The sequence below is a fragment of the Pseudomonas sp. NFX98 genome (assembly GCF_047784845.1).
Taxonomy (GTDB): Bacteria; Pseudomonadota; Gammaproteobacteria; order Pseudomonadales; family Pseudomonadaceae; genus Aquipseudomonas.
The window spans coordinates 1-16,563 of the sequence record NZ_JBLNNF010000015.1 but is presented as its reverse complement, the minus strand read 5'-3'; the positions used below and the strand labels follow the sequence as shown (position 1 = coordinate 16,563).

Below are 16,563 nucleotides of genomic sequence, written 5' to 3'. Positions count from 1 at the left end.
CCGGCTTCGCTACACTGCACCGCAATCTCCCCCGTTACAGCGAGTTTCTGCCATGTACGCACGCTTTCTCCTGGCGTTGACGCCTTTGTTGTTCACTTCTCTGGCGCATGCCGTTGACTGCGACAACGCCACCGATCAGGCCACGATGAACCAGTGTGCGTCGCAGCAGCATGCGGCGGCGGACAAGGAGTTGAATGCGCTTTACCAGCAAATCACTTCGCGCCTGAAGGGTAACCCCGACAGCAAGAAGCTGCTGCTGGGGGCGCAGCGGTCGTGGATTGCGTTTCGCGATGCCGAGTGCAAGTTTTCGGCGTCCGGGGTGGAAGGTGGGAGTGTTTATCCGCTGATCTACAGCAATTGCGTGACTGAGTTGACCAAGGCGCGGGTTGAGACGTTCAAGACTTATCTGAAGTGCCAGGAGGGGGATTTGGGGTGTCCGGTGCCGGGGGTTTGAATCTCTAGTGCCTGTAAGAGCCCCATCGCGGGCAAGCCTTGCTCCTACGTAATCGTGTTGTTCGCCAAAGATGTGAACGACTCGAATCTGTAGGAGCAAGGCTTGCCCGCGATGGCGTCAGTTTAAACGCCGCAATTACCGGACAAAAATCTGCGCCGTGGTAATCGCCATATCCCCACCCGGCAACTTGATGCTGCCCGTCTGTTTCAAGCTGTCGGCATCGAAGATCGCCACGTCGTTGAACGTCCCCGCCAGGTAGATCTTGCTGCCATCCTTGTTGAAGGAAATGCAGTAGTAGGAGTGATCAAGCGTCGCCGCCTGGAGCATTTTCTTCTCTTTGATGTCGTACTTGGCCAGCCGGTTGAGCACGCCGAACATCAGGTTCGGGTCTTTCGGCGAGCGCATGCCGCTGAAGTAGATTTCCGTCAGAGGCCCGAAATCGGTGGTTTCGGTCTTGCCGGTCTTCAGGTCGACGCTGAACAGGCCGTACAGGTATTCGGCGGTGGCCGGGTCCTGCTTCTTGTCCTTGAATTTCGCGGCGGTGTAGAGCAGCGAGAAGTCATGGCGATAGGTCTGCTGGTTCCACACGTAGAGCACGTCCGGCGCGCTGTAGTTCGCACGCTTCCAGTGACGACTGGGGATCAGCACTTCGAACTTGCCGGTCTGCACATTGACCTTGTAGACGTCCGCCCCAGCCACGTACAGCGTGCCGTCATCGCCGCTCTGCATGATGGTCAACTGACGTGGCGCCGGGAAACTGCGCACCGGTTTGGCGTCCATGCCGGCGTCGGTCTTGTACACATCAAGCCGCGGCTGCTGCACTTCGTAGCGATCGTTGAGCATCAAGGTCGGGTTGGCGACGGTGAACAACTCCTTGCCATCGTGGCTGAGGGTGAAGGCGAACATCGACTTGGCTTTCTCGCCCGGCTTCTGGGTAATGCTGGCGTGGAACACCTGCTTGCAGCTGTCCAGCTCAACGCCGTAGACATCCGCGTAGTGGTTGTTCAACACGTAGGCGGTCTTGCGGTCCGGCGACAACTGCACGGTGCCGGGGCCGAAGGCGTCGGGCAGCTTGCAGGTCTTGTACAAGGTGTCGGTGGCCAGGTCGATCACATGCAGGTTGTTCGGGTAGTTGGTGGTCAACATGTATTCGTGACCGTCTTGCAACGCGGTGTTTTCATCCGCCAGGACACTGAGCGAACAGGTGCTCAGGACGGCGAAAGCGGCCAGGCCGCAGGCTTTTATGCTGTGCATGCTGGAATCCTTCTTCTTGTCAGATCACTTGTCTTTCGGGAAGACAGTGCCGAGGTTGCGCCAGTTGTCGTTGGACGCCTGGGCATCCTTGTTCCAGTCCGGGTAGGTGCTCATCATGTCGGGCACCTGGGCCGGCCACCAGCACGGATCGGAGCAACCGTAGAGGTCAGCCTCCATCGGCTGGCACAGCGACGACACACCGCCAAACGCATCGATTTCCCAGCCCGGATCGGTGGTCGACGCACAGCCCGCCACCGAGCTCATTGCCACCACTTCTTCGATGCGGTTCTCGTCTGCGGCCTGATCCAGCTTCAACGCTTTGTTATTGATTGCCTTGAGATGTTTCATATCAGTGAGCCTTGCGCGGAGTGATGTAGCTGCTGATGAACGCAGGGTTGTGAGCCATGATCCGGGTGTAGACCTCGATGCCGAAGTCGACCCAGTCACGCATCAGTTCGCAGTAGTGATAAGTCGGGTGGGTTGGGTCGCCGTAGCGGGCATAGCTCTCGTGGTAGCAGCCGCCGGAGCACAGGTTGCGGATCTGGCAGTCCTCGCACCCGGTGTTGGTGCGGTCCAGGCGCTGCGAAAGGAAGTCGTTCAATTCAACCTGTTTGACGCCGCTGTGGACGTTGCCGAAGGTCGGCAGGCTCGAACCGGTGAAGCGATGGCACAGGTTCAGCTCGCCCTTGTGATCCACCGCCAGCATCTTCAGGCCCGCGCCGCATGGCAGGGCTTTCTTGTGACCTTCATGGATGTCGGTGATCAACTGGTGCAAGTTGGAGAAACCGATGTTGCGGTGTTCCAGCGCCGCTTCCAGGTAACGCCGACCGAGGCGTTTCATGCTGGCGAAGACTTCAATCAGCTCGTCGCTGGTCAGGTTGAAGCTGCTGATGTCGCCGGAGGTCACCGGGGCGAAACCGACTTCGGCAAAACCCAGTTCGTTGAACAGGTGATCCCAGATGGTTTCGACGTCGGTCACGCCAGTGGTCAACGTTACCCGCGCGCCCACCGGACGACTGTTGTAGCGCGACAGCAACATCTCGGCCTTGCGCCGCACCACGTCGTAGGTGCCCTGCCCGCCCACGGTGATGCGGTTGCGGTCGTGCACGGTTTTCGGCCCGTCGATACTGACCGACAGCCCGAAACGGTGGGCATTCAGATAGTCCACGGTTTCTTCGGTGAGCAGCGTGGCGTTGGTGGTCATGACGAACTCGACGAACTTGCCCGCCTCGCGAAAACGCTTCTCACAGTAGTCGACCATGTACTCGATCAGCTTGCGATTGCTCAGCGGTTCGCCGCCGAAAAACACCACGGTGAACCGCTCTTCGTCCGGGGATTCGCGCAGCAGCATTTCCACGGACGCGATCGCCGTTTCCACGTCCATCTTCTTGCCGGCCGAAGGCTTGTCGAGGTCTTCCTTGTAGCAGTAGGTGCAACTCAGGTTGCAGCCGGTGTTGACGTTCAGGACCACGGTATTGATCGCCGTGCGCTCGACGCGTTTGGTGGCGATGTCCGGGGTCAGCGGCGAGCCGTCGCTGACCAGTTCCAGCGCCATCAACTCACGCAGGGTTTCGGTGATTTCCTCACCGTTGAAGCGCGCGGCCAGGCGCTGGATCAGGTCGTCCGAAGAACAGCCTGGACCGCGCAAGGTATCGATGATGGTCCCTGTCAGTTCATCGCTGGCGAACAGCGAACTGCTTGGGATGTGAAACAGCATGCGGTCGGCATCGACGTGCACTTCGTGCAGGTTGCGTTCGACCAGATTCAAGATAGCGCCCATTGCCAACCTCCTGTGCAAGCCCTGCTTTGAGGGCCTGCGGTCATTCCGAAAAAATGTCTGAAACGTACAAGTCCAGGCACATCACGGAATGGGTGGATTGTTCCAGCGTTGCACGGTCACGATCATGTGGCCTTCGCCGGTCAGGGATTTCCCTGCGTCGTCGACGGCGGCGATCACCTTGAGGTTGCCGGCATTGTTGGTGGACATCTTGCGCGCCGGATTCGGCCCGGCATCGCCCGGCGTGAACACGCCCGTGTCGGCGTGCATGGTGCCGGCAAACTTGACGTCTTCGTCTTCCTTGGCGCGGTCATCGAAGGCTTCGACCTTCCACTGCGCCGGGAACACACCGATGCGATACGGCTTGCCATCGGCGCCTTTGCCCCAGGCTTCGGCGTCGAAACGGCCCTGGACTTTCGGCGTCGAACCGCCGCCCTCGCCGATCCGCGCCACCGAGAACTCCGGCACCACTTTGACCGAGGCGATCTTGCTGTAGACCGACAGATTCGGGCCTTTCAGCGTGCCGACGGTGACCGCGCGCAAGCCCGGCTGAGCATTGGCGGCAGCCTTGATTTTGACTTTGATCTGCTCCGGGCCTTGCTCGACGACTTCGAGCACTTCCACGCCTTTACCGAAGTTCGGCTTGCCGCTCAGGCCGCTGCCGATCAACGTCACTTCGGTTTCGCTGCCGGCCTTCACATAACCCGGCTGCACCGCCAGCAAACGTTGGGAGCCCTGCTTGGCGGCGACGAAGTCCAGACCGCGTTCATCGTGCTCGGCCTCGAACATCCGGCCCTGCATTGCATTGCCTTGGGCAGCGAACACCTGGCGCATGGTCACGCCATCGATGGTCACGTTGCCGCGCCATTCGTAGCCGGTGTAGAGGATTGCACTGCCCTCACCTTTGAACGGCGTGCCGTCGGCGTATTGGCCTTTGACGCTGACTTTGAAAGTGTCGTTGCCGTCGGCGCTGACGCTCATCACACCGGCCAGTTCACCCTTGCCCGGCAGGTGACCGCTGAAGCTCCAGTCGCCCACCAGCGCCTCGCTTTTCGGCGCGGTGCTCAGCCATTTTTTCCAGGCCGGGTTGTCCAGCGGATAACGCTTGGCCAACAGCGGCACCATTTCTTTGCGGGCCAGATCGAACCAGTCGCGGTCACGGGACAGCGCCTGGTATTCCAGCGACGGCCATTGGCCGAGGTGGAAGTTCACCAGTCGTTCCCACTCCTGGGCCGGACGCCGTTGCAGCGCAACCCGCGCACCGGAGTGGCAGCGGCCGCACATCTGGCTGGTCTGGTCGTCGAACTGCTCGACGGTGTTGAGCCGGCGCTCCATGGCATAACGCACGCCATCGGTTTCGCTCGGCGCCAGGCCTTGGGTGTCGGCCAGGTATTTGACCAGCGTTCGGCGGTCTTCATCGCTGATCTGCAAACCGTGCATGGTCTGCATGCGGGCGATGCTCATCAGCCAGCCTTCCGGCGTCTTGCGCTGGTGGCTGATACGGCTCAGGGCGTTATCGGCTTCAGGGGTGTGACAGCCCTGACAGGTTTCCTTGAGGATGGTCTGGGCGTCGCGGGCTGCCAGGCTGTAAGGCGAATGCAGCGCCACGCAAGCGGCCACGGCCAGCAGGCTGGCGCTCATGCCTGATCGGAGTTTTCTCTTCATCAACGTCGAACCTCGCACGGTGCTTTCTTATTTTTGTGGCTTATCGTTTTTTTGGTTTCTGCCGTCGGTGGCGAACCACTGACGGAGGCAAGAGAAACGTCTGCGATGAGCAATACACGGAGCGTGCCAGCTTACGAATGTCTCAATGAATCAATGATTTGCCGGTTAGTACCGGGTTTTTGCCAATGGCTGGATCTGCGTTCCTCGTTTAATTTCGCGACAACTGTTTCAACCTGAGACAAGCATAGGATCAAGATCAAAGGATCGCAGCCTTCGGCAGCTCCTACAGGTGAACGGCGATTTTCGTGTAGGAGCTGCCGAAGGCTGCGATCTTTTGATCTTTGCTGTCGCAATTTGCGACGTTCACTTGTTCCTCTGCCATGGGCAAATAGTTCAAAAGGCCCATCCGATCAGGGTTTCAATCAAATAAACACAACTGGCACAACCGTTGCGAAAGACCTCGCCACACGAACAAGACGAGGTTTCATCATGTCGCTTCCCAACCTGCTTCCCGCCACTTCGGCGTTCATCCAGCGCGCCCCGCGCATGCTCATCGGCGGCGAATGGGTCGAGGCCGCCGACGGCCAGACCATGCCCCTGCACAACCCGGCCACCGGCGAAGTGCTGTGCGTGGTGCCACGGGCCACGCCGGACGATGTCGACCGCGCCGTCTTCGCCGCCCGCCAGGCCTTCGATGATTCAGCCTGGACCCGCACCCGCCCACGGGAGCGACAGAACCTGCTGTGGAAACTCGCCGACCTGATGCAGCGCGACGCCGAGCTGCTGGCGCAACTGGAATGCCTGAACAACGGTAAAAGCGCCGCCGTCGCCCAAGTAATGGATGTGCAGTTGTCCATCGACTTCCTGCGCTACATGGCCGGCTGGGCAACCAAGATCGAAGGTTCCACGGTCGACGTGTCGGCGCCGTTGATGCCCAACGATCAATTCCACAGTTTCATCCGCCGCGAAGCCGTGGGTGTGGTCGGCGCCATCGTTGCCTGGAACTTCCCGCTGCTGCTGGCCTGCTGGAAACTTGGCCCGGCGCTGGCCACAGGTTGCACCGTGGTGCTCAAGCCCGCCGACGAAACCCCACTGACCGCGCTGAAACTCGCAGAACTGGTACTGGAAGCCGGGTATCCGGAAGGCGTGTTCAACGTGGTGACCGGCACCGGCATCACCGCAGGTTCCGCCCTGACCCACAACCCGATGGTGGACAAGCTGACCTTCACCGGCTCCACCGCAGTGGGCAAGCAGATCGGCAAGATCGCCATGGACTCGATGACCCGGGTCACCCTGGAACTGGGCGGCAAATCGCCGACCATCGTCATGGCCGACGCCGACCTGAAAACCGCTGCTGCCGGTGCCGCCAGCGCGATTTTCTTTAACCAGGGCCAGGTCTGCTGCGCCGGTTCGCGCCTGTATGTGCAGCGCAAACACTTCGACAATGTGGTGGCGGACATCAGCGATATCGCCAATGCGATGAAGCTTGGTAACGGCCTGGACCCGAGTGTCGACATGGGGCCGCTGATCTCGGCGCGCCAGCAGGAACGCGTCTACGGCTACATCGAAAAAGGCCGGGAAAGCGGTGCGACCATCGCCTGCGGTGGCGAGCAGTTCGGGCCGGGGTTTTTCGTCAAGCCAACGGTGATTGTCGATGTCGATCAGAAGCATTCGCTGGTGCAGGAAGAAATCTTCGGCCCGGTCCTGGTGGCGATCCCGTTCGATGATGAAGCCGATGCCTTGCGCATGGCCAATGACAGCCCTTACGGGCTGGGCGCGAGCATCTGGTCCAACGATCTGGCGGCGGTGCACCGGATGATTCCGCGGATCAAGTCCGGCTCGGTGTGGGTCAACTGCCACAGCGCCCTGGACCCGGCGCTGCCGTTTGGCGGGTACAAGATGTCGGGGGTCGGGCGTGAGATGGGGTATGCGGCGATTGAGCATTACACCGAGTTGAAATCGGTGTTGATAAAACTGTGAAACAGTTTTTGTAGGAGCTGGCGAAGCCTGCGATCTTTTGATACTCGGTACGTTTGAGGCAGCCAAAAGATCGCAGCCTTCGGCAGCTCCTACGGTTTGTAGCCTTGAGCCAACAACCAACTCCTGACCATCCGCCCCTGTTCGCAGGTCAACCCCGCCAACACCTTCTCCGCCGGCTCCGTGCGCAACCGCCGCACCAACGCCGCCACCTCAACCCCCTGCACATGCCAGATCCCCAACGGCTGATCCACGGTAATCACCACCTCAGCCTCATCGACAAACCCATCACGCAACACCGGCGCCCGCTTAATCCTCAGCGCCTGGAAATCCGACTCGGCATGGGCGACTTCGGCATCCGGCCATTGCCGCCGTGCCTGCCAGAAGGGTTGATCGAACCAACGCTGCTCATCGGCATAAAAGTCCCGGCCGATCCGGGCGAAGCGCAGAAACAACTGCTCGACCCGCTGCTGATGAAAACGCTGGGCCAACGCCGCGCGTTCAGGTTTGCGCAGCAGGGTGTTGATCACCGTCGGCGTCTGCAACGCTGACGACAGCGATTGAAAGATGCCGTTGCCCGACAGCGGGTCCACGGCCATCGCTGCGTCGCCCACGCGAATCCAGTTATCGCCGCACACCTGCGGGCTCAGAATCGCCGTGCTGCTGCGGGCGTGCAGCTGTAGATCGAGCTCGGGTTCGTCACCGAAAAATGCCCGGGCCACTGCCGAGTCCTGACGCCGCTGTTGGCAGTACTCAAGCAATTGCGCCTTGCCCGGCAACCCGGCGCTGGCCACGTCCACCGTCCATTGCCAGTAGCACTGACCATCAGCCCGCCGCGCCATCCACGCCCAGCCATCGTTGAGGCTCTCCACGGCGCTGGCGGTAGTGCCCGGCGCGCCTTGCCAACGATTGAGCAGGCTGACCGTCTCCGGCCCGCGCAGGCCTTTGCCGAGGGTCGGCGCTTGGCGCCCACGGGCCTCGACCAGAAAGTCTGCGCTCAACACCTCATGCCCTTCGATCTGGACTTGATGCCTTGAAGTCGACGACTGCACGCCAAGCACCCGGCCTTCAATCAACACCACCCCCGCCGCACGCAAGTCCTCACGCAAACCTCGATCAAAGGTCGGGCGATCCAGCAGATACTCGATGTTTTGCGCGTGCTGCTGGCCGTTCCAGTTCACCTGACGTTGAGAAGGCAGCGTCGCATCTGCCAACGCCTGATGCAGGCCCGCGCCGCGCAATGCCTCCAGCACCCGAATGGAAACACCTTCCAGCGCCGCAAACCGGCGCCATTCACTGACCAGCGTAACGGCAAAACCCAGTCGCCGCAGCCCCAAGGCCACCGCTGCGCCTGCCGGTCCGGCGCCCAATATAACGATCGTGGTCATGGCGCGAAACGCCGTTCAGGGCCGCGATAACACGCGTTGTGTCGCAGCCATTCGATGACTTGTTCGTTACTCGCATCAGGCTGTTCCACCAGGAAACCGGCGATGTGCCCGCTCAATGCCGCGCAGCCGAGACTGGCGCCCGACTGCCCCGGATACGTGCCATGCACACACGCGGCGAAATCGGCCTGCGCACTGTTGAGCCATGACCACTCGAGTTCGGCACAGCGCGCATCGCCGGTGACGCGCAGCACCTGTGGATAATTCGCTGGGTACACGCCCTCGCCCTGCGCCGGACTGGACGCGCAAAGCAGCACGCCCCGCGCCACTGCGGCCGCGCAAGCTGTACGCAACAGGCTGCGATCCTGACGCAAACCGAGGCTCAAATTGATCAGGCGCACGTCCTGCGCCACCAGCCAATCGATGGCCGTGGCGATCTGTAAAGCGCTGGTGACCCCGCGCTGATCAAACACCTGGGCCACGCAAAACAGCGCTGACGGTGCACGCCGGCCGATGGCTTCGATCACCGCGCTGCCGTGACCCAATGGATCATCGCGCAAGTCGCTTTCGGCGAGTCCGTCCTCCACGAGGGAAAACCTGCGCCCGGCTACGACCTGCACCCGTTGCGCCGCCGAGTGACCACTGTCCACCACACCGATACGCAACTCAGTTTTCATAAGGCTCAGACTTCATGCAACACCGTTTTCGACATCAGTACACCGTCAATCAATTCGAAACGCAGATTGGCATCGGCCAGGGTTGAGGGGCGATGGCTGATCAGGATGCGGGTGCGCCCGGCGAACAGGCGGTCGATGGCCTCGATCACTTCGCGCTCGGTGGCTTCATCCACCGCCGAGGTGGCTTCGTCGAGTACCAGAATCAGCGGGTCCTGCAACAGCGCGCGGGCGATAGCGATACGCTGTTTCTGCCCGCCGGACAACTGCTGGCCGCGCTCGCCCAATGGACTGTCCAGACCTTCAGGCAAGGACGCGATCAGGCTGTCGAGTTGCGCCAACCGCGCCACTTCGGCAATTGCTTCACGGCTGGCATCGGGCACGGCATAGGCCAGGTTGTCGGCCAGGCTGCCGCGAAACAGCACGATGTCCTGGCTGACCACCGCAATGCGCCGACGCAACTGGAACAGGTCCAGTTCACGTACATCCACTTCGCCCAAAAGCACCCGCCCGGACTGCGGATCGTGATGTCGTTGCAGCAGGTCGATCAGCGTCGATTTACCGACGCCGGAGCCGCCGCTCAGGGCAACTTTCAGACCGTAGGGAATCCGCGCCTCGATACCACGCAACGTCGATTGGCGACCGGGATGCGTGAAGTGCACGTCCTCGAAACGCAGCTCGCCAGAAGCCGGCATCGGCTTCGGTGTGACCGGTGTGAGCACGGTCGGTTCTTCGCCACGCAACTCCATCACCCGACCGAGGCTGACGGTCATCCGTTGAATCGCCACGTACAGCCCGAGAAGGCTTTGCACCGGCCCCACGGCCATGCCCAGATAAGTGGAAAACGCGATCAATGCACCCAATTGCCAAGTGCCCTGCACCACCCAGTAACCGCCAATCAAAAATGCACAGGCCCGGGACAGCGAAGTCAATGTGCCCGGCACTGCCTGAGTGAAAAACTCGGTGACTTGCAGGCGCAGCAACTGGCTCATGTAGCCCTGGCCCAGACTCTCAAGCCGTCGCGCTTCACGCTGCTGCTGGCCGGCCGACTGGATGAATTTCATCACCGGCAGCGTCTCGACCATGAACGACGACATGTCCGCCGAACGCTCACGCAACTGCCGCACATCGCGCTCGACCTTGCGCCGCATCCAGCGCAGCCAGAGTACGTCGAGAGGAATCAGCACCAGCGCCAACAACGACAGTTTCCAGGACAAGGTCAGCAGCATCGCCACCGCCACCACCAGGCCGATCACACTGGACACCGCCGAGAACAGCGAGTCCACGGCAAAGCGCTGGATCTCCGCCACGTCGCCATCGAGGCGCGACATGAGGTCGCCGATGCGCCGCTGGCCGTAGAAGCTCGGCGACAGGGTTTGCAAGTGCCGATACAAATCATCGCGCAGGGCAAACAGCATGCGCCCGGACAACCGCGTGTGCAGGTAGCGGTTGATCCCCGACAGCGCCGTGTCCAGCAGGCCGGCGACGATCATCAGCCCGGCGATCAGCACCAGCATCGGGAAGTTGCGCGCCAGCAAACCATCGTCGATCAGCAATTTGGTCAGCCATGGCTGCACCAGCACCAGCGCCGAGGCGCACACCGACAATCCCAGCAGTCCGGCAATCGCCAGCCGATGCGGCCGCACAAAGCTGTAGAGCCAACGCAACGCCGCTTGCAGGGCCTCGGGGTTCTGGCTGTCGATCAGCCGAACGATCAAACGCTGCATCACGAACGCAACTGTTTGAGCTTGCGATACAGGGTCGCGCGACTGATGCCCAGGGCGTCGGCGGCGGCCGAGACGTTGCCCTGATGGCTGTCCAGGGACTGGCGAATCATCTCCAGTTCGTTTTCACGGATGCTGCCGGCCTGGGGCCGTTCGGTCGCGGTCAATTCGTCGAGCATGCTGTCGGGCAAGTGATCGAGGGTCAGCACGGTGTCACCCGGTTCGCGCATGGCCAGCGCGGTGCGCAGGACCATCTCCAGTTGACGGATGTTGCCCGGCCAGTGATACCCGCCAAGTAAACGATTGAGGTCGTCATGCAGCACCACCGTCGGCGCATCGAGTTTGGCCAGCAAACGACTGACCAAACCCGCGAAATCCTCGCGCTCGCGCAAGGCCGGAAGCATCACGCTGATGCCGTTGACCCGGTAGAACAGGTCTTCACGAAAATGCTTTTCTTCGACCAGACGCTTGAGGTCGCGGTGGGTGGCGCAGATCAATGCGACGTCGATGTCCTGTTCTTCACCGGCACCCAGCGGTGCGACCTTGCGGTCCTGCAACACACGCAGCAGGCGTGCTTGCAGGGCCAGCGGCATGTCGCCGATTTCATCAAGAAACAGCGTGCCGCCATGGGCCTGCTGCAAGCGACCGACCATGCCGCCACGACGCGAACCGGTGAACGCGCCTTCGCGGTAGCCGAACAGTTCTGACTCGATCAGGCCTTCGGGGATTGCCGCGCAATTCACCGCGACGAAGGGTTTGTCGCAGCGAGTGCCCGCCATGTGCAGGGCGCGAGCGATGACTTCTTTACCGGTGCCGGTTTCGCCCAACAGCAAAACCGGCAGTTCGTTGGCCAGGCCTTGTCGAGCCATGCGCAGCGCGCGAGCGTAACGGGTATTGCTGCCGGCCAGGGATTCAAGATCCGGTTGCGGTTTGGCGGTTTTCGCCACGCTGCGCGGCGGGCTGCTGACATTGATCGAGCGTTGCGGCGCGCGCAGGGTCTTGTAGAAAAACTCGCCTTTGGCGGTTTGCAGGCTACCGACGCCGCCCTGATGCAGTCGCGCCAGCAATTGCAGGCCATCGACACCGAGAAATTCCTCACAACGCCGACCGACCAGCGCCGAACGCTCGGCATGCAGCAACTGGCAGGCCTGGGCGCTGACCGCGAGGATCTGCCCGCCGAGGCTGACCGCCAGCAGGCCTTGCCATGGGGATTCGAGGTACTGGCGACGGCTGTGAAACGCCAGGACGATCTCGTCCGGATAACTGGCGTTGAACACCCGACTTTCGATCTGGCTGACCGCCATGGCCAGCAGTGCGGTGCTGTCGTGGGCGCGGCCAAGCGGGCCTTCGCGGGTCAGGTCGAGGACACCGAGGATGTCACCCTGCGGGCAATGAATCGGCACCGAGGTGCAGGAAAAATCGCTGAGGCGATCCAGATAATGTTCGCCGCAATCGATCAGCGTTGGCCGGGCTTCCACCAGCGCGGTGCCGAGTGCATTGGTGCCGCGAGCCGCTTCGCTCCAGCAGGCACCGAGGGTGATGTCTTGCAGGCCGCTGCCCTTGAGGCGATCGGCGCGACCTTCGACGGCAAGGATGGTGGCGTCGGAGTTGGCGAGGATGATCAGCCCTTCCTTGCCCTGACGTTCGGCCAGGTAATCGATGGCCGGCAGCGCGGCGTCGATCAGCAAGCGATTGCTCGCCAGCAACACGTCGAGGCTGGCACTCGATTCCAGCGCCAGCTCATGCTTGGCATTGAAATGCACGCCATGGCTGAGGCTGCGTCGCCAGGAGGCGTCGATTTCGGCGCGCAGCACGCCATCGGGCACTTCGCCTTCCAGATGCAGCTTTTCCCGGGCCAGCCGGGCTTCGCGGTGCAGTTTGGGGGAGTTTGTTTTTATTAGCGTCATCAAGCGCTCCGGGTCGTCCGCCCTGCGCCTTCAAACATCGGCGCCCTGGAGCAATCTTTACGTTAACGTCAGGGCGATGGCAAGTGCCGTAGGGCGCTTGTGTTCCGTCAGGTGGACCGCATTATCGTTCATCGCGGGCAAGCCTTGCTCCTACGGTATCGAGGCGACCCAACAATTGCATTCAACCCCATCCCCTGTAGGAGCAAGGCTTGCCCGCGATGACGGTCTCCCAGGCGCGAAAAACTTAGAGCTGCCAAACCTCAGGGCTCACAAAAAACGCCTTGGCATTATCCTCCAGACTCTCCAAGTGATACCCGCCCTCCTGCACAATCAGGCACGGCAAGCCAAGACTGCGAATCCGCTCACCCAACACGGCGAATCCTTCCCGTGTCACCGCCACCTTGCTCTGCGGGTCCAGTTCGAAAATATCGAAGCCCAATGACAGCACCAGCACCTCGGCGCCGAACTCCGTCACCGCGTTCAAGCCTTGATGGTTCAGACGTGAGGATCGCCCGGCGCCTTGCTCGGCACGGCGTACTGCGGCTTCAGGTGGCCGTCCTGATCGAGTAGCCAGGCGTCCATGATTTGCCGCACTACCGGTCCGGCAACTCGGCCACCGGCCTCGCCGTTTTCGATCATCACCGAAATCACGATCTTCGGGTGTTCGGCCGGGGCGAAACCGACGAACAAGGCGTTGTCGCGGTTACGCTCGCGGGTTTTCTCGCGGTTGTAGCGCTCACCCTGCTTGATCGCCACCACTTGCGCAGTGCCGCTCTTGCCGGCGATCCGGTATTGCGCGCCTGCCGCTGCGGCCCGGGCAATCCCGCGAGCATCGTGCATCACCATCTGCATGCCGTGGTTGACCTGCTCCCAGTCACGCGGATCCTTGAGCAGAATATTCGGCATCGGGTGCTCATCCACTGGCGCAGCGCCGTCCACGGTCATTGCCAGATGCGGGCGGTTCCACACTCCTTTATTGGCGATCAGCGCCGTCGCCTGAGCCAATTGCAGCGGTGTGACCTGCATGTAGCCCTGACCGATGCCGAGGATCACGGTTTCGCCCGGGAACCACGGTTGGCGGCGTGTGGCGCGTTTCCAGGCCTGGGATGGCATCAGACCTGAGGATTCTTCGTACATGTCGAGAGAGACTTTCTCACCGAGCCCGAACATTGCCATGTAGTCGTGCAGGCGATCGATCCCCAACTTGTGCGCCAGATCATAGAAGTAGGTGTCGTTGGAACGCATGATCGCCGCGTCCATGTCCACCCAGCCATCGCCACTGTGGTTCCAGTTGCGGTACTTGTGATCGAAATCCGGGAGTTGGTAGTAACCCGGATCGAAGACTCGGGTCTGGGGCGTGACAACACCGGCGTCGAGTCCGGCAATCGCGACCTCTGGCTTGATGGTCGAGCCTGGTGCATAGAGCCCGCGCAGCACGCGATTGAAGAGTGGTCGGTCGATGGAGTCGCGCAGCGTCGAGTATTCCTTCGAGCTGATACCGGTGACGAACAGGTTGGGATCGAAACTCGGATTGCTGACCATGGCTAACACTTCACCGGTCGATGGGTCGAGCGCGACCACTGAGCCACGACGATCGCCCAAGGCTTGCTCGGCGGCTTCCTGTAGTTTGACGTCGAGGCTCAGGACAATGTTTTCGCCGGGCACCGGGTCAGTGTGCTTGAGCACTCGCAGCACGCGGCCCTGCGCATTGGTTTCAACTTCTTCATAACCGACATGGCCGTGCAGCTGCGACTCGTAGAATTTTTCGATTCCGGTCTTGCCGACGGATTGCGTCCCGCGGTACTCGACCGTATCCAGTGCCTTGGACTCTTTCTCGTTGATCCGTCCGACGTAGCCGACCGAATGAGCGAAGTGCTCGCCCAGTGGATAGTGCCGAACGAACTGCGGCTCGACATCGAGGCCCGGCAAGCGGAACTCGTTGACCGCGAGTACTGCGATCTGTTCTTCGCTCAGCTCATAGAACAGCGTCACCGGTACGAACGGATGGCGTGCCTGTTTCATGGCCTTGTCGAATTGCGTGCGGTCTTCAGCGGGCAGGTGCAGCAGGTTGACCACCTCGTCCAGCTCTTGATTGACATCGGACGCGCGTTCGCGAGTGATGGTCAGGTTGTAGCTGGGCCGGTTGTCGGCCAGGACAACGCCATTGCGGTCATAGATCAATCCACGAGTAGGCGTGATCGGCAGTACATGGACGCGGTTGTTTTCGGAGATCGTGGAGTGATAGTCGAATTCGACGACCTGCAGGATGTACATGCGCACCACCAGCGCGCAGGTAATGGCGATGACGAACAAGGCGCAAGCCATCAATCTTTTGTTGACCAGGCGCGTCTCTTTTTCGTGATCCTTGATCGGTATCGGTTGGGGCATTTTTGAAGCAACTCTTTGAAAAGAAGATACCGTTCCTTGGCGTGAAAACTGTCCGTCAAAAAAATGAGCTGCACCATAACAAAACTGCAAAGCCACTTTTATGTCATTTTTTTTACTTGAATTTCCATTTTGCCGAGGACTCGTGCGCCTCAGTCAATATTGATGTTCCCGTGCCTGCATTTTTCTTGCTGATCGGCCAGTCGATACTGGATGCATGTCATTTTCTGGAGTGTGTTCATGCATCCGCGATTTCAACGCTTACTGGGTTCGAACGGGTTTTCCATCGGACTGGAACTGCCGCTGGATAATGATTGGTCCAGCGATGGTCAACGGCTGCGGATAGCCGAGGACCGCCCCTTTGGTGTGCCTGATTTGAAGCAGCATGCCGCCATGGCGCGCTTGGCAGACCAGTCCGGCTTTCGCGCGCTCTGGGTCCGCGACGTACCGGTTTATGACCCGCACTTCGGCGACGCTGCACAGGTGTTCGAAACGTTTTCCTACCTGGGTTATCTGGCCGGCATTACCGACAACATCATGCTGGGTACGGCTGCGGTTGTACTTCCATTGCGTCAGCCTTGGCTGACCCTCAAGTCGGCCAACAGCATTGATGAGTTAAGTGATGGGCGCCTGCTGCTGGGCGTGGCCAGCGGCGACCGTCCGATGGAATATCCGTTATTTGGCGTGGACTACGATCAGCGCGGCGAAATATTCCGCGAGACCGTTGAATTGCTGCGCAGCCAGGGCGAGGGCCGATTGCCGGAAGGGGCACGCTTGCTTCCGGAGCGCGATCAGTCAGCGCCGATGTTGGTTGCGGGGCTTGGCCAGCAATCTCCAGCGTGGATTGGCCAGCATATGGATGGTTGGCTCGCCTATCCTGGAACGCCGGAAGAGCATCGTCGGCGAGTGGGGTTGTGGCGAGAGGTTGGCGGGGATAAACCTTATGTAAGCTTCGTTCACCTGGACCTGGTCGCCAACCCTCATGCGCCGATGAGACGTGTGCGCTTCGGTGGTAGCTGTGGACGGTTGGCATTGATTGACGAACTTCAGGCATTACGTGAGGCAGACGTTCAGCACGTCGGGCTGCATGTGCGTCGCAGCGAACGGCCAGTCGCAGAGGTTATTGAAGAGATTGCAGAGTTCGTGCTGCCGAAGTTTCATTAATGCTGCGAAATGAAAAAGGGATAGCCAACAGGCTATCCCTTTTTTTCGCGGCACTTTTCTTTCGCCCAAAACAAAACCCCAACTGCTTTCGCAATTGGGGTTTCGGAATTTAATCTTGACGATGACCTACTCTCACATGGGGAAACCCCACACTACCATCGGCGATGCATCGTTTCACTGCTGAGTTCGGGATGGGA

Annotated in this window: 12 protein-coding genes and 1 pseudogene; 3 read left to right on the top strand and 10 right to left on the bottom strand. The window is 60.7% G+C overall.

The window, feature by feature from the left end; translation table 11 throughout:
* The first annotated feature begins 52 nt into the window (after positions 1-52).
* Positions 53-454 carry a lysozyme inhibitor LprI family protein gene (locus ACM110_RS19995; protein WP_338582125.1) on the top strand — a complete coding sequence of 134 codons (402 nt, stop codon included), beginning with the start codon at positions 53-55 and terminating at the stop codon, positions 452-454.
* Positions 455-589: 135 nt separating this feature from the next.
* Here ACM110_RS19995 and peaD read toward each other — a convergent pair whose 3' ends face one another.
* The 4 genes from peaD to peaA form a co-directional block, all read right to left on the bottom strand.
* Positions 590-1,708, bottom strand: coding sequence for a quinohemoprotein amine dehydrogenase subunit beta (peaD, locus tag ACM110_RS19990; protein WP_416129120.1), 1,119 nt, complete (start codon positions 1,706-1,708; stop codon positions 590-592).
* A 24-nt stretch (positions 1,709-1,732) separates the two neighbouring features.
* The gene (gene qhpC, locus ACM110_RS19985) at positions 1,733-2,056 is read right to left on the bottom strand and encodes a quinohemoprotein amine dehydrogenase subunit gamma (RefSeq protein WP_008016081.1); all 324 of its coding nucleotides are present in this window, start codon (positions 2,054-2,056) and stop codon (positions 1,733-1,735) included.
* Between the two features lies 1 nt (position 2,057).
* Positions 2,058-3,488, bottom strand: a complete 1,431-nt coding sequence (gene peaB, locus ACM110_RS19980) for a quinohemoprotein amine dehydrogenase maturation protein (protein WP_416129119.1) — start codon at positions 3,486-3,488, stop codon at positions 2,058-2,060.
* Positions 3,489-3,569: 81 nt separating this feature from the next.
* Positions 3,570-5,150, bottom strand: coding sequence for a quinohemoprotein amine dehydrogenase subunit alpha (gene peaA / locus ACM110_RS19975; protein WP_416129118.1), 1,581 nt, complete (start codon positions 5,148-5,150; stop codon positions 3,570-3,572).
* A gap of 489 nt (positions 5,151-5,639) precedes the next feature.
* On the opposite strand from peaA, the gene ACM110_RS19970 reads away from it, so the two are divergent.
* On the top strand, positions 5,640-7,130 hold the full coding sequence (locus ACM110_RS19970) for an aldehyde dehydrogenase family protein (RefSeq protein ID WP_416129117.1): 1,491 nt from the start codon (positions 5,640-5,642) through the stop codon (positions 7,128-7,130).
* A gap of 89 nt (positions 7,131-7,219) precedes the next feature.
* Here ACM110_RS19970 and ACM110_RS19965 read toward each other — a convergent pair whose 3' ends face one another.
* The 6 genes and pseudogenes from ACM110_RS19965 to mrdA form a co-directional block, all read right to left on the bottom strand.
* Positions 7,220-8,515 (bottom strand): NAD(P)/FAD-dependent oxidoreductase, encoded by a 1,296-nt coding sequence (locus ACM110_RS19965; RefSeq protein WP_416129116.1) that lies wholly within the window; start codon positions 8,513-8,515, stop codon positions 7,220-7,222.
* Complete coding sequence (locus tag ACM110_RS19960) at positions 8,512-9,189, bottom strand: S8 family serine peptidase (protein WP_416129115.1); 678 nt, start codon at positions 9,187-9,189, stop codon at positions 8,512-8,514. Before ACM110_RS19960 ends, ACM110_RS19965 begins: the two co-directional genes overlap by 4 nt.
* Positions 9,190-9,194: 5 nt before the next feature.
* The gene (locus ACM110_RS19955; RefSeq protein WP_416129114.1) at positions 9,195-10,913 is read right to left on the bottom strand and encodes an ABC transporter ATP-binding protein; all 1,719 of its coding nucleotides are present in this window, start codon (positions 10,911-10,913) and stop codon (positions 9,195-9,197) included.
* On the bottom strand, positions 10,913-12,817 hold the full coding sequence (locus ACM110_RS19950) for a sigma-54-dependent Fis family transcriptional regulator (RefSeq protein WP_416129113.1): 1,905 nt from the start codon (positions 12,815-12,817) through the stop codon (positions 10,913-10,915). Before ACM110_RS19950 ends, ACM110_RS19955 begins: the two co-directional genes overlap by 1 nt.
* A 244-nt stretch (positions 12,818-13,061) precedes the next feature.
* Positions 13,062-13,301: pseudogene (locus tag ACM110_RS19945) on the bottom strand (histone deacetylase family protein); the annotation flags it as partial.
* Positions 13,302-13,312: 11 nt separating this feature from the next.
* Positions 13,313-15,205, bottom strand: coding sequence for a penicillin-binding protein 2 (gene mrdA / locus ACM110_RS19940; RefSeq protein ID WP_416129112.1), 1,893 nt, complete (start codon positions 15,203-15,205; stop codon positions 13,313-13,315).
* A 237-nt stretch (positions 15,206-15,442) separates the two neighbouring features.
* On the opposite strand from mrdA, the gene ACM110_RS19935 reads away from it, so the two are divergent.
* Positions 15,443-16,366, top strand: coding sequence for a TIGR03571 family LLM class oxidoreductase (locus ACM110_RS19935; RefSeq protein WP_416129111.1), 924 nt, complete (start codon positions 15,443-15,445; stop codon positions 16,364-16,366).
* Positions 16,367-16,563 lie beyond the last annotated feature (197 nt).

Bases quoted from the DNA above. Each gene is read 5' to 3' on its own strand.
- ACM110_RS19995 (WP_338582125.1), top strand. From the start codon at position 53: ATGTACGCACGCTTTCTCCTGGCGTTGACGCCTTTGTTGTTCACTTCT.
- peaD (WP_416129120.1), bottom strand. From the start codon at position 1,708: ATGCACAGCATAAAAGCCTGCGGCCTGGCCGCTTTCGCCGTCCTGAGC.
- qhpC (WP_008016081.1), bottom strand. From the start codon at position 2,056: ATGAAACATCTCAAGGCAATCAATAACAAAGCGTTGAAGCTGGATCAG.
- peaB (WP_416129119.1), bottom strand. From the start codon at position 3,488: ATGGGCGCTATCTTGAATCTGGTCGAACGCAACCTGCACGAAGTGCAC.
- peaA (WP_416129118.1), bottom strand. From the start codon at position 5,150: ATGAAGAGAAAACTCCGATCAGGCATGAGCGCCAGCCTGCTGGCCGTG.
- ACM110_RS19970 (WP_416129117.1), top strand. From the start codon at position 5,640: ATGTCGCTTCCCAACCTGCTTCCCGCCACTTCGGCGTTCATCCAGCGC.
- ACM110_RS19965 (WP_416129116.1), bottom strand. From the start codon at position 8,515: ATGACCACGATCGTTATATTGGGCGCCGGACCGGCAGGCGCAGCGGTG.
- ACM110_RS19960 (WP_416129115.1), bottom strand. From the start codon at position 9,189: ATGAAAACTGAGTTGCGTATCGGTGTGGTGGACAGTGGTCACTCGGCG.
- ACM110_RS19955 (WP_416129114.1), bottom strand. From the start codon at position 10,913: ATGCAGCGTTTGATCGTTCGGCTGATCGACAGCCAGAACCCCGAGGCC.
- ACM110_RS19950 (WP_416129113.1), bottom strand. From the start codon at position 12,817: ATGACGCTAATAAAAACAAACTCCCCCAAACTGCACCGCGAAGCCCGG.
- mrdA (WP_416129112.1), bottom strand. From the start codon at position 15,205: ATGCCCCAACCGATACCGATCAAGGATCACGAAAAAGAGACGCGCCTG.
- ACM110_RS19935 (WP_416129111.1), top strand. From the start codon at position 15,443: ATGCATCCGCGATTTCAACGCTTACTGGGTTCGAACGGGTTTTCCATC.